General features: G+C 71.6%; 10 protein-coding genes. 8 read left to right on the top strand and 2 right to left on the bottom strand.

Going from position 1 to position 13,260, the window contains the following annotated elements:
• Positions 1-26: 26 nt before the first annotated feature.
• Both dmpG and ACFW22_RS13375 read right to left on the bottom strand, forming a co-directional pair.
• Positions 27-1,040, bottom strand: a complete 1,014-nt coding sequence (gene dmpG, locus ACFW22_RS13380) for a 4-hydroxy-2-oxovalerate aldolase (RefSeq protein ID WP_386402567.1) — start codon at positions 1,038-1,040, stop codon at positions 27-29.
• Positions 1,037-1,966 carry an acetaldehyde dehydrogenase (acetylating) gene (locus tag ACFW22_RS13375; protein WP_386402565.1) on the bottom strand — a complete coding sequence of 310 codons (930 nt, stop codon included), beginning with the start codon at positions 1,964-1,966 and terminating at the stop codon, positions 1,037-1,039. The genes dmpG and ACFW22_RS13375 overlap by 4 nt, the downstream gene beginning before the upstream one ends.
• A gap of 774 nt (positions 1,967-2,740) precedes the next feature.
• On the opposite strand from ACFW22_RS13375, the gene ACFW22_RS13370 reads away from it, so the two are divergent.
• The 8 genes from ACFW22_RS13370 to xdhC all read left to right on the top strand — a co-directional run bounded on the left by ACFW22_RS13370 (position 2,741) and on the right by xdhC (position 13,232).
• Complete coding sequence (locus ACFW22_RS13370) at positions 2,741-3,994, top strand: MFS transporter (protein ID WP_386402563.1); 1,254 nt, start codon at positions 2,741-2,743, stop codon at positions 3,992-3,994.
• Positions 3,994-5,379, top strand: coding sequence for a hypothetical protein (locus ACFW22_RS13365; RefSeq protein WP_386402561.1), 1,386 nt, complete (start codon positions 3,994-3,996; stop codon positions 5,377-5,379). Before ACFW22_RS13370 ends, ACFW22_RS13365 begins: the two co-directional genes overlap by 1 nt.
• A gap of 294 nt (positions 5,380-5,673) precedes the next feature.
• Complete coding sequence (locus ACFW22_RS13360; protein WP_386402560.1) at positions 5,674-6,354, top strand: GAP family protein; 681 nt, start codon at positions 5,674-5,676, stop codon at positions 6,352-6,354.
• A gap of 57 nt (positions 6,355-6,411) precedes the next feature.
• Positions 6,412-7,323 (top strand): ABC transporter ATP-binding protein, encoded by a 912-nt coding sequence (locus ACFW22_RS13355; protein WP_386402558.1) that lies wholly within the window; start codon positions 6,412-6,414, stop codon positions 7,321-7,323.
• Positions 7,320-8,117 carry an ABC transporter permease subunit gene (locus ACFW22_RS13350; protein ID WP_386402556.1) on the top strand — a complete coding sequence of 266 codons (798 nt, stop codon included), beginning with the start codon at positions 7,320-7,322 and terminating at the stop codon, positions 8,115-8,117. The genes ACFW22_RS13355 and ACFW22_RS13350 overlap by 4 nt, the downstream gene beginning before the upstream one ends.
• Positions 8,118-8,537: 420 nt before the next feature.
• On the top strand, positions 8,538-10,001 hold the full coding sequence (locus tag ACFW22_RS13345) for a xanthine dehydrogenase small subunit (protein ID WP_386402554.1): 1,464 nt from the start codon (positions 8,538-8,540) through the stop codon (positions 9,999-10,001).
• On the top strand, positions 9,998-12,403 hold the full coding sequence (gene xdhB / locus ACFW22_RS13340) for a xanthine dehydrogenase molybdopterin binding subunit (protein ID WP_386402552.1): 2,406 nt from the start codon (positions 9,998-10,000) through the stop codon (positions 12,401-12,403). Before ACFW22_RS13345 ends, xdhB begins: the two co-directional genes overlap by 4 nt.
• 1 nt (position 12,404) lies before the next feature.
• A complete protein-coding gene (gene xdhC, locus ACFW22_RS13335; RefSeq protein ID WP_386402814.1) occupies positions 12,405-13,232 on the top strand; it encodes a xanthine dehydrogenase accessory protein XdhC in 828 nt (275 codons plus the stop codon).
• Positions 13,233-13,260 lie beyond the last annotated feature (28 nt).

The raw sequence follows: 13,260 nt of genomic DNA, 5'->3' as shown, positions 1-13,260 counted from the left end.
TTCTCAGAGAGCGGGTCGCACACCCGTCAGTCGTCGGCCTTGTCTGCACTCAGTTCCGCCACCACGTCGACGATCAGGTCTTCCTGACCTGCGATGGCCTGCCGCCGGCCGAGTTCGAAGAAGACGTCACGCGGGTCCACGCCGGCGGCGGCCGAGAGTTCGACGACCCGGTGTTTGAACCCGGAGAAAACTCCTGCGAGACCGCTGACGATGCTCATCGAGGCGGTCACCGGTGGCGCGGGCATGAGTTCGCGCTCGGCGAGGTCGGCTGCGTCGAGGAGTCCGTAGAGGTCGATGCCGGTGGTGAACCCGCTCCGTTCCAGGACCGGAACCAGCACTTCGAGCTGGGTGTTGCCCGCTCCCGCTCCGAAGCCGCGGGCACAGCCGTCGATGATCAGGGCGCCCGCGTCGGCAGCCGCCACCGAGTTGGCAACGGCCATGCCGAGGTTGTTGTGTCCGTGGAAGATCACCGGGACGGTGTCGACGGCCTTGACGATCGCGTCGATCCGAGCGGTGACGTCCGGGGGAAGGAGGTGTCCGGCGGAATCCATGATGCCCACCGCCTGTGCTCCGAACCCGACGGCCCGCGCGGCTTGCTCGGCCAGTTCGTCCGGGCCGGCCATGTGGCTCATCATCAGGACGCAGTGGGCTTCTGCGCCGGTGTCCCGCAAGAAGCCGAGATGGCGCTCGGCCAGGGTGGTCTCGGTGGCGTGGACGCCGATGCGGACGATGTCGACGCCCAGGTCGACGGCTCGTCGGAGGTCGGCGGAGGTGCCCCAGCCGGGCAGCATGAAAGTGGCCATCCGGCTGTGGCGAAGGGCTTCCCGGACGGTCGACAGCATGGCTTCGTCGCTCGCCGCGGCCAGACCCACCTGGAGCGAGGAGGCGCCCAGTCCGTTGCCGTGGCCGACCTCCACCACCGGAATCCGCGCGGCGTCCGCCGCTTCTGCGTAACGGCGCAGCGCGGCCAGTCCGAGTTGGTGCCGCACTGCGTGCTGTCCGTCGCGCAGCGTGGGGTCGTGGATCACCAAGCGCTTCACGAGGTCGCCCCCGTCCGGGACGTCCGGCCCGACCGGGTCGCGTACTGTTCGGCGACCATGACGGCGGCGGAGTTGATGATGTCGAGGTTGCCCGCGTAGGGCGGCAGGACGTCGCTGTGCGCCATGACCCGGAGGGTGACGGTCACCAGGTCGTCGACGACGGTGCAGGCGGTGATCTCGTATCCGGGCGCGAACGACCGCACGTCCTCTGCCACCCGGTCGACGACCTCTCGGACGGCTGCCGGGGTGGCACCGGTCATGCGGGCCCGGACGGCCGTCCGGAAGGTGGCCGGCGGCACGGCGGGGCTGATGTTGAGGATCGCCTTGACGTCGGTGACGCCGGAGAAGGCGGTCACCGCGTGGCCGGTGGTCGTCACGTACTCGTCGAGGTTCATCCTGGTCGCACGACCGGCCACGTCGCTGGCCACGGTGGAGACGACCTCGACGTACGTCACCGGGAAGCGGGCCGCGAGCGCGTGCACCACGGGCACGGACGCCTGGCCGCCACAGCTGATCAGATTGACGTTGCGTCCGGTCGCCGTCGAGACCCCGGTGACCGTGGGGGCCACCATCTGGCCGATCTTGCTGGGCGTCAGGTCGATGACCAGCGTGCCCAGCGGTTCGAGGAGTGGCCAGTGCTCCCGGTGGGACGCGGCGCTGGTGGCGTCGAAGACGACGTCGAAGGGGCGCGGGGCCGCCAGTACCGCCTCGATGCCGCCCGCGCTGGTGCGGAGTCCGAGGCCCTCGGCGTACCGCAGGCCCTCGGACTCCGGGTTGCGTCCGGCCACCAGTCGGCAGTCGAGTGCGGGGGACCGATGGGTCTTGCTGACGAGGTCGCGGCCGATCGCACCGGTCCCGATGACCGCGACCGTGAGCGGTTCGCCGACGTCCGGAGGCATCTCGGTCAGGTCTGCCGTGAGGCTCAACGTATGCCTCCGTGGGAGCGGAGGGGGTGGAGCAGAAGTCGGTGCAAGAGGTCACGGCGGGCGCCGGTGGTGCGTCTGGCGGCATCCGGTTCGCAGGTTCCCATGAACAACGTCGTCCTCGCCCTTCGATGTGCGCGCGGCTGCCCCGGGGCAGCCCTGACTGCAGGCACCCACGTGCCTCACCGAGTTGTCCGTCCGTTCCGGTTCCGCGCACCGAAGCGTGCGGTCACGCCCCCTCGGGGCAACCGGAACCAGCCGTCGCTGTCGGCGCCCCCGAGGGCCGGGCATGAGGCAGTCGACGCATGGCTGCGTGACCGGAGGACGAAGGAATCGAGACCATCAGGCCACGGTTCGTCGCACGGATGGCGCTGTGCCGCGAGCGCGAACCCCAAGGTCTCGTATGCAGTGTGTGAAAGCCCCGTTGACGGCATGCCCTCCCTTGCATGCACCGTCACTGACCGCCGGTTCAGCGCCCAGCGGCGGCGAACATATCAGAAGACCGCAGGGCACAAACCCCCTCGGTCACGGGGGATTTGATCATCCGCAGAGGCGTGCGGTCGACCCCGTCGCGGGCGCACGGGCGACAGGAGCACTCCCTGCAGACGGACCTGATCTTTTTCTCGACTCCGCCTCCGACGCCGACTATTCTCGACAATCCCGCGCGCCGGACCAGTGCGGGTCCCGACGAGCGACAACGGGCTGGCGGGACCTCGGCGACGGGACGGCCTGCGAAGGGGAGACCATGGATTTTCGGCTGCGCTGCCTCGCGGCCTCATGAGCGCGTCGACGACGAACCAGGTCGGCGCACAACGGCCTCGCCTGGGGGGCGACTTCTCCCGGCTGTGGTGGTCCGCCGCCGTGTCCTCGCTCGGCGACGGGGCGACGATCGCCGCCGCCCCCCTGTTGGCTTCCCGGCTCACCGACGACCCGCGTCTGATCGGAGCCGCCTCGGTGGCGTTCACCGCTCCGTTCATCCTGTTCGGCATTCCGGCGGGGCTCCTGGTCGACCGGGTCGACATCCGCGCCATGATGGTGCGCGTCGACCTCGCCCGGGCCGGTCTGCTCGCACTGCTCACGCTCGGGATCATCGGTGGCTGGGGCGGGTTGCCGCTGCTCTACGCCTGCATGTTCCTGCTCGGCACCGGTGAGGTCTTCTGCCGGAACGCCGCCCAGGTACTCGTCCCCTTCATCGCCCCCAAGAACGGGCTCGCCACCGCCAACGCCCGCATCATGGCGGCGCAGGAGGCCGGCACCGGTTTCGTCGGCCCGCTCGTCGGCGCCCTGTTGTTCGGCCTGGCGATGGCCGTCCCCTTCGGCGTGGACGCGGCCACCTTCCTGTGCTCGGCCGTACTGGTCAGTCGCATCGGGCGCACCAAGCCGCCGGAGCCCGCACCGGACAGGGCGGGCGTGCTGTCGGAGATGCTGGCCGGTGCCGCGTGGCTCTACCGGCACCACCTGCTGCGCAGCCTCGCCCTGGTGTCGTGTCTGATCAACCTCGCCGGGAACGCGATGCTCGCCGTGCTGGTGATCCACAGCGGGAAGGTGCTCCATCTGGGGCCGTTCGGGTTCGGCGTCCTGCTCGCCTGCCAGGCCGTGGGAGCCGTCACGGCTTCCCGGTTCGCCCCGGCCCTGACTGAACGCCTGGGCCGGGAGGGCGCGTTGGTCGCGACCGCCGTCCTGATCACCACGAGCGAGGCGGTGCTGGCCGCCGTCCCCTCCGCGTACGCCGCCGGTGCGGCCCTCGCGCTCTTCGCCTGCGGCACGGTGACGTGGAACGTCGTCGTGGTCGTCCTGCGCCAGACCCTGGTGCCGCAGCACCTGCTCGGGCGGGCCAACAGCGTGTACCGGCTCGTCTCCTGGGGCGGACTGCCCATCGGTGCGGCGGCCGGTGGCATCGTCGCCGCCGAGGTCGGCACCCGTGCCGTGTTCGGCATCGGCGCGGCCGTCATGGCGGTCGTCGCCGTGGCGCTCCTGGTGGGCGCCCACCGCAAGTGGATCACCCGTGCCGAGCAGAGCAAGGAGCTGTGATGACGACCACGAGCCCGCCCGAACCGCCCCGGTCGCGCCTGGGACACGCATACGGGGAACAGCTCGCGCGAGACGCGTCGTCGACCCATCCCACGGCCGCCGCCAGGGAATCGGCGTCCCTCACGCTCGCCTACCAGGACAGGTTCCTGAACGGACCCGCCTTCCTCAGCGGCAGCGAACGCCGTGCCGTCATGGGCGACCTCCACACGGTCTACGCGCTGCTGCGCTCCCTGCCCGAGCGGGCCTTCGACGGGAGCATCACCGCGCTGGCCTCCGCGGTCGGCATGGACGCGCTGCAGTCCGCGCTGATCACCCGGAGCGCCCGAACCGGCTCGCTCCTCCCGTTGGGGCGCGCCGACCTCTACCACGACGGCACGGGCTTCAAGCTCCTCGAGTTCAACGTCACCAGTGCGCTCGGGGGCTTCGAGAACGCGGACATCAACCGGGCGATGCTGGCCTATCCGCCCCTCGAAGAGTTCGTGCGGCGCCATGGGCTCGGCTACCGGGACACCATCGGTTGCATGGTGCGGACGATGTACGCCGAGTGCGCCGCGCACATCCCCACCGGTCGGGCGCCCGTCGTCGCCGTGGTGGACACGGCGGAGAACTTCGCCGTCGTGGGACCCCGGCTCGGGGTGTTCGCGGCGAAACTGGCCGAGCACGGAGTCGAGGGCATCGCCTGCGGTCTCGACGAACTCACCTACCCGGACGGTCGGCCGGCGGTCGCGGGGCGGACCGTGGACGTCGTCTTCCGCTACTTCTTGGCCGAGGACCTCGCCGACCCCTCCGCGGCGGCCCAGCTGGAACCGCTGCTGGTTGCGGTCGAGCGGGGTCGGGTGGGCCTGTGCAGCCGGCTGGACGCCGAACTGTACGGCAACAAGGGGACCCTGGCGATGCTCTCCGACGAGCGCCACCGCGCGCTCTTCGATGCCGGCGAACTGGCGTGCATCGACCGGCTGCTGCCGTGGACGCGATACGTGCGCCCCCGCGTCACGGATCCCGGCGGCACCCGGGTCGACACCCTCGCCCATGCCCGTGCCCACCGGAACGAGCTGATCCTGAAGCCGACGCTGCTACACGGCGGAAACGGCATCACCGCCGGCTGGGAGGTGAGTGCGGCCGAGTGGGAGAGCAGGGTCACCGCGGCGATGAACGGGCCGGTCGTGCTTCAGCACCGGGTGCGTCCCGCTGCCGAGCCCTTCCCTGACGACACCGGCGGCCTGCAGGAGGTCTTCCTCAACTGGGGCATCTACCTGGGCGCGCGGGGCTCCGGTGACGACGGGTACGGCGGGGGCTTCGTCCGGGCCAGTACCGATCCGGCCGTCGGGGTGGTCAGCATGGGCACGGGCGCCCTGGTCGGTTGCGTCTTCCACGGCGACGACTAGCGGAGGGGCCATCGGGGGCTCACCGCGCCCCGGGCCCGCGTCCTCCGCATCTCGGTGGGGTCCTCCCGGCGTGACCGGCCCCGCGACGGCAGGACGGGGCGCCGCCTCAGCACCCGGGGTCCGTGCGGTACGGGCCGGGGTCCGGCGCCCCCGGGGCCACGGGAGGGCCGAACGGGTGAGGCCGCGCACGTCCCCACCAAGCGCGCCCCGTACGAGCCGGTCCGCTCCGAGAGGCGGCGACGGACCGGTTGTGTGAGGTTGGGAGCGATTCGTGCCCACCTCAGGGGAGCAGTCATGGGTGATGCGGTAGGCCAGATGTTGACTTCGGCGGTCGGCATCGCCATCAGTCCGCTGCCGCTGGTCGCGGTGATCCTGATGCTCGCGACACCGAAGGGCCGCGCGAACGGCATCGCCTTCGCCGCCGGCTGGACCGTGGCCGTGGCCTCGGTCGTCACGGTCGTCGTCCTGGCCGGTTCCGGCGCCGGCGCAGCCGGTGGCGACGGAGCTCCGGCGTCCTGGACGCTCTGGTTGAAACTCGCCTTCGGGCTGGTGTTCCTGCTCCTGGGCCTGAAGCAGTGGAGGGACCGGCCGCCCCGGGGCCAGGAGGCCCCGACACCGGGCTGGATGAAGGCCGTCGACACCGCCACCCCCGGCAAGGCAGCGGGACTCGCGGCCGCGCTGGTGATCGCCAATCCCAAGAACCTCGTGCTCGCGGTCGGCGGAGCCGTCTCGATCGCGGGTTCCACGGCCTCCGCCGGGGGCAAGGCGGCGGCAGCCGCCGTGATGGTGCTGTTGGCCTCGCTCTGCACCGTGCTCCCGCTCGGTGTCTACCTGCTCGGCGGGGACCGTGCCACCACGCTCCTGGCCGATGTGAAGGCCTGGATGGCCACGCACAACGCCGCGATCATGACCACGGTCCTCGTCCTCCTGGGCGCGAAGTACGTCGGCGACGCCATGAGCGGCCTCGCCTCCTGATTCCGTTCCTGATTCCGTTCCTGATTCCGAACCGCCCCGACGGACGGGAGACCACAGATGAACGTCGTGGACATCGACGGCCTGGTGAAGGACTACGGTCGCTTCCGCGCCGTACACGGCATCGACCTCGACGTGCGGCCCGGCGAAGTCGTCGGCTTCCTCGGACCGAACGGCGCCGGCAAGTCCACGACCATCCGCTGTCTGCTGGACCTGCTGCGACCGACCGCCGGCACCCTGCGCCTGTTCGGCGCCGACGCCCGCACCGGTGGCGTCGAGGCCCGGCGGAGAGTGGCGTACGTGCCGGGGGAACTGCGCCTGCCGGCCCGTACGACCGCCGGTGAACTCCTCGACGCCGTGGCCCGTCTGCGGGGCGACTGCGATCCGGTGCGACGCGCGGACGTCACCGAGCGCCTCGGGCTGGACCCGACGAAGGCGACCCACGGCCTGTCCACCGGCAACCGCCGCAAGGTGGCCCTCGTCTGTGCGTTCATGAGCCGTGCCGACCTGCTCGTCCTCGACGAACCGACAAGCGGGCTCGACCCCCTGCTCCAGCAGGTCTTCCGGGACCTGGTGGACGAGTCCCGCGCCCGTGGCACCGCGGTGCTGCTCTCGTCGCACGTGCTGGCGGAGGTCCAGCGCACCGCGGACCGGGCGGTCGTCCTGCGCGGAGGCCGCATCGTCGCCCGGGGCACCGTCGAGGAACTGCGCGGCACCGCGGCCCAGCGCGTCGAGGCCGTGTTCGACGCCCCTCCGTCGGTGCCCGACCTGACGGGCGTGCCCGGGGTGACCGATGTGGAGGTCGACGGTCCGCGCGTGCGCGCCCGCCTGTCCGGCCCACCCGCACCGCTCCTCACCGTGCTCGCCGCCGCCCGCCCGCTGGCGGTGGAGCTGGCCGAGCCCGACCTGGAAGACGCCTTCCGCGAACTGTACGAGGACGACCGACACGAGGGCGAGGAGGCCACCGGATGATCTCCGTACTGACCACCGGGGCGCTACGGGCGCTGCGACGTTCCTGGTTGACCTGGGCCGTGTCCATCATCGCGCTCATCGTCCTGACCACGGCCTTCTGGCCCGCCTTCGAGAACAGCCCCGACATGTCCGACCTGACCGCGAGCATGCCCGAGGGCTTGGTGCAGGCCCTCGGGATCGGCGACCTCGGCTCGCCGGAAGGCTTCCTCTGGGGCAACCTCTACGCCCTCCTCGTTCCCCTCCTCATGGCGGTGGCCGCCGCTTCCTTCACCACGACCCTGACCGCGCGCCAGGAGGAGTCCGGGCAGTACGAACTGCTGCTCACCCAGCCCGTCTCCCGCACCGCGGTCCTGACGTCGCGGGCCCTCGCCGTGCTGGCGGCGACCCTCGCCCTGGGCCTGACCGTGTTCCTGGTCCAGTGGATCGCGGACCTCATCTGGGACCTCGGCACCTCCGTGTCGCGTCTGCTGTCGACGGTCGTCCTGTGCGCCTTGACCGCGCTGGTCGCGGCGGCGGCTTCCCTCGTGACGGCCGCCGTCACGTCCCGGCCGTCAGCGGCCCTGGGCGCGGGCGTCGGCCTGACGGTCGCCGGCTACGTCGTCTCGGCCCTCTTCCCGCTCCGCGAGGGGTGGAAGGACTTCCAGTACCTCTCCCCCTGGAACTGGGCCCTCGGCGGCGAGCCCCTCACCCATGCCGCGGAGTGGTGGCGCTATGCAGCCCCCGTCGGTCTCGCCCTCCTCCTGGCCGTCCTCGCCCCGTCCCTGTTCGACCGCCGTGACGTCCACGCGCCCTGAGGCAGGGGCCCGTGCAGCTGCCTGACCGCCGGGTTCACCCCCCCATCGTCCCGGATGCCCGGTCGGGGTGCCGAGACCGGCCCTTGACCTCCGGGACGCCGGCAACTAGCTTTCCGTCCACGTCTGGCCCACATCGACCGAGAGGAGGCGACCGTCGGATGTGCACCTGCTCCGATCTGAGTCGCCTCGCCCACACCACGGTCTGGGTTCCGGGTCGCATCGCACACGGCTGCTGACCGCGCCGTCCTGACGTGCCCCCTCCGCGGCACGTCCTGGTTTCCCTTCACCACCTCACGACACGCGCCGTCCGCGTGCCGTGGTGCGCGCACCCGTCACACGGCGCGTCAAAGCCGAGAAAGCTGCCTCCACATGGGCGAAGATGCCGAATCCACCGATCGCCCACCGAAACGAAGGTCCGACATGGTAGAGGCGAGGATCACGATCAACGGGAGGGACACCTCCCTCTCTCCTGCGACACCCCACACCACCGTGCTGGACTTCCTGCGCGAACGCGGTCTCACCGGCGCCAAGGAGGGCTGCGGCGAAGGCGAATGCGGCGCCTGCTCGATCCTGCTGGCCCGGCCCGGAGTGGACGAGCCCACGGACTGGGTGGCCGTCAACGCCTGTCTGCTGCCGGTCGCCGCCCTCGACGGCCAGGAGATCGTCACCTCCGAAGGGCTCGCGGCCACCGGCGGACCGGGCACCCCTCCCGTCCTGCACCCGGTGCAGCAGGAGATGGCCGTCCGCGGGGGTTCCCAATGCGGCTACTGCACACCGGGATTCGTCTGCAGCATGGCCGCCGAGTACTACCGTCCCGATCGCCGCGCGCGCACCGGACCGGAGGACGGCACCGAAGCCGAGCACGGTCCGAACGGCTTCGATCTGCACGCCCTGAGCGGAAACCTGTGCCGCTGCACCGGCTACCGCCCGATCCGCGACGCAGCGTTCGCCGTCGGCACGCCCGCCGACGACGACCCGCTGGCACGACGCCGCGGGGAGGCACCTCCCGCACCCGTCTGCACCGCGTACACCCGGGACGGCAGGACGTTCCTGCGGAAGGGGAACCTGGCCGACACCCTGCAGTTGCTGCGCGAGCGCCCCGATGCGGTGGTGGTCGCCGGCTCGACCGACTGGGGCGTGGAGGTGAACGTCCGCTCGCGGCGGGCGGAGTGCGCGGTCGCCGTCGACCGTCTGCCCGAACTCCGGGAGCTGAACGTCACGCCCGACCACATCGAGATCGGGGCCGCACTGACGCTCACCGAAATCGAACGCCGCCTCGCCGGAAGCGTCCCGCTCCTCTCCGAACTGTTCCCCCAGTTCGCATCACGGCTGATCCGCAACGGCGCGACCCTCGGCGGCAACCTCGGCACCGGCTCCCCCATCGGCGACGGCCCGCCCGCGCTCCTGGCCCTTGAGGCCTCGGTGGTGCTCGCCGATGCCGACGGCGAGCGCGAGGTGCCGCTGGCGGGGTACTTCACCGGGTACCGACAGAGCGTGCGCCGCCCCGGCGAGCTGATCCGCGCCGTGCGCATCCCCCTGCCGCTGTCGCCGCTCACCGCCTTCCACAAGATCGCCAAGCGTCGCTTCGACGACATCTCCAGCGTGGCGGTCGCCTACGCCCTCGACGTCGAGGACGGAACCGTCCGCAGGGCGCGGATCGGTCTCGGCGGCGTCGCCGCCACCCCGATCCGCGCGCTCACCGCCGAAGCGGCCCTGGAGGGCCGGCCCTGGACGGCGGAGACCGTCGAGGCCGCGGCCCGGGAACTGCGCGCCGCGGGCACTCCCCTGGACGACCACCGAGCCAGCTCCGCGTACCGCTCCGCCATGCTCGGCCAGAGCCTGCTGAAGCTGTACGCCCGGACCACCGAGGCGGTGCCCTCATGAGCCATCTGTCAGAGCGCCCCGAAGGGCCCGTCGTCGGCCTTTCCGTACCCCATGAGAGCGCCGCGCTGCACGTGACCGGCACCGCCCTCTACACCGACGACCTGGTCCACCGCACCAAGGACGTGCTGCACGCCCATCCGGTGCAGGTCATGAAGGCCCACGGCAGGATCACCGCGCTGCGCACCGGACCCGCGCTCGCCGTGCCCGGTGTGGTGCGGGTGCTGACCGGTGCCGACGTTCCCGGCGTGAACGACGCGGGGATGAAGCACGACGAGCCCCTCTTCCCCGAGGAGGTGATGTTCCACGGCCAGGCGGTCGCCTGGGTGCTCGGCGAGACGCTGGAGGCGGCCCGCCTCGGTGCGGAGGCCGTCGAAGTGGAGGTCGAAGAACTGCCGTCCCTGGTGACGTTGGAGGAGGCGATCGCCGCCGACAGCTTCCACGGCGCCCGGCCGGTGATGCTGACCGGGGACGTCGATGCCGGCTTCGACGGTTCGGCCCGTGTGTTCACCGGCACGTTCCGCTTCTCCGACCAGGAACACTTCTACCTGGAGACGCACGCGGCGCTCGCCCACATCGACGAGGCCGAGCAGGTGTTCGTGCAGAGCAGCACCCAGCACCCTTCGGAAACCCAGGAGATCGTCGCCCATGTGCTCGGGTTGCACAGCCACGAGGTGACCGTGCAGTGCCTGCGCATGGGCGGCGGCTTCGGCGGGAAGGAGATGCAGCCGCACGGTTTCGCCGCCGTCGCCGCGCTCGGCGCCAAGCTGACCGGCCGGCCGGTGCGGGTGCGGCTCGACCGCCCCCAGGACCTGACCATGTCGGGCAAGCGGCACGGGTTCCACGCCGAGTGGAAGGTCGGCTTCGACGCCGCGGGCCGCATCCGGGCGCTGGACGCCACGCTGACCGCCGACGGCGGTTGGAGCCTGGACCTGTCCGAGCCGGTGGTGGCCCGCGCGCTGTGCCACATCGACAACACCTACTGGATTCCCCATGCGCGCGTCGCCGGACGCGTCGCGCGGACCAACAAGGTCTCCAACACCGCCTTCCGCGGCTTCGGCGGGCCACAGGGCATGCTGGTGATCGAGGACATCATGGGCCGGTGCGCCCCCCTCCTCGGCCTGGACCCGATCGAGCTGCGGGAGCGGAACTTCTACCGGCGGGGCCAGTCCACGCCGTACGGGCAGCCGGTCGTCCGTCCCGAGCGGATCTCCGCCGTGTGGGAGCGGGTCAAGAGCGGCGCCCGCATCGCCGAGCGCGGCCGTGAGATCGCCGCCTTCAACGCCGCGCACCCGCACACCAAGCGGGCCCTCGCGCTCACCGGCCTCAAGTTCGGCATCTCGTTCAACCTCACCGCCTTCAACCAGGGCGGCGCACTCGTCCTGATCTACAAGGACGGTTCGGTCCTGATCAACCACGGCGGCACCGAGATGGGCCAGGGCCTGCACACCAAGATGCTCCAGGTGGCGGCCACCGCGCTGGGCGTGCCGCTGCACAAGGTGCGGCTCGCCCCGACCCGCACCGACAAGGTGCCCAACACCTCCGCCACCGCCGCCAGCGCCGGCACGGACCTGAACGGAGCGGCGGTGAAGGACGCCTGCGAGCAGCTCCGGAAGAGGTTGTTGCAGGTGGCCGCAGGCCGGTTGGGCGCGAACGCCTCGGACGTGCGCATCGTCGGGGGCGTCGCACACGCGCTGGGCGGCGACGGCGAGGTGGCCTGGGACGATCTGGTGCGCACCGCGTACCTCCAACGGGTCCAGCTGTCGGCGGCCGGTTTCTACCGGACCGAAGGCCTGCACTGGGACGCCACCGCCTTCAGGGGCTCGCCGTTCAAGTACTTCGCGCACGGCGCCGCCGCGACCGAGGTGGAGGTGGACGGCTTCACCGGTGCGTACCGCATCCGGAGGGTGGACATCGTGCACGACGTCGGCGACAGCCTCTCCCCGATGATCGACATCGGTCAGGTCGAGGGCGGCTTCGTCCAGGGTGCGGGGTGGCTGACGCTGGAGGACCTGCGCTGGGACACCGGCGACGGGCCGCACCGCGGCCGGCTCCTCACCCAGGGCGCGAGCACGTACAAGGTGCCGAGCTTCTCGGAGATGCCCGAGGAGTTCCACGTCACGCTGCTGGAGGACGCCGCCGAAGAAGGTGCGGTGTACGGCTCCAAGGCGGTCGGCGAACCACCGTTGATGCTGGCGCTCTCGGTGCGCGAGGCGCTGCGGCAGGCGGTCGCCGCGTTCGGTCCGGCGGGCGTCGGCGTCGAGCTGGCGTCACCGGCGACGCCGGAGGCGGTGTACTGGGCGATCCAAGCCGCTGGCCGAGGGGCCGGTGGGCCCGCCGTCGACGGGGTCACCGACGGGATCGGTCTCCGGGCCGGTGCAGCGGAAGCGTGGAGCGGTGCCTGACCTGACGTGGGTCACCGCGGTCGCGCGGTTGCGGGCGCGCCGGGAATCCGGCGTGCTCGTGACCGTCGCGACCGTGCGCGGCCATGCCCCCCGCAGGGCCGGTGCGAAGCTCGTGGTCGGGCCGACCGATGCGTGGGGATCGATCGGCGGCGGAAACATCGAGGCCGTCGCCATCGACCGCTGCCGGGAGATGCTCTCCGCCGGGCAGCAGGAGCCGGAGCTGATCGACTTCGCCCTGACGGACAAGGTCACCGGCCGACACGGCGTGCAGTGCTGCGGCGGTGCGGTCTCGGTGCTGCTCGAACCGCTTCCGGTGGTGCCGGCGGTGGCGGTCTTCGGCGTCGGACACGTCGGCCTCGAACTGGCGCGCATCCTCGCGCGCCATGACCTCGACCTCCATCTGGTCGACAGCCGCTCCGCGATGCTCGCCGGGGAACGGCTGGCGGTGCTGGCGGACGCAGTCGCGCAGGTGCACCTGCACCATGCCCCCTTGCTGCCGGAGGAGGTGCTGGAGGAGCTGCCGCACGGCACCCACGTACTGATCATGACCCATGACCACGCCGAGGACGCCGCCCTGTGTGACGCCGCCCTGCGCACCCGTCACCTGGGCTCCGTCGGGCTGATCGGATCCGCGGCGAAGTGGGCGCGGTTCCGCAAGCGGCTCGCCACCGAGGGCGGGCACGACGACGACGCCATCGATCGGATCAAGACGCCGATCGGTCTGGCCGACCTCACCGGCAAGGAACCCGCGACCATCGCCGTGGGCGTCGCGGCCGACCTGCTGCGCACCTTCGAAGCCGAGGGCGCCGGAAACTCACGACCGGGCTGATCGGGTGCGGGCCCGGACGCCCCGGTCC

The organism is Streptomyces sp. NPDC058872 (genome assembly GCF_042743065.1).
Classification (GTDB): Bacteria; Actinomycetota; Actinomycetes; order Streptomycetales; family Streptomycetaceae; genus Streptomyces.
Note: the sequence above shows the minus strand (reverse complement) of the source record. Positions and strands in the feature narration are given on the sequence as shown.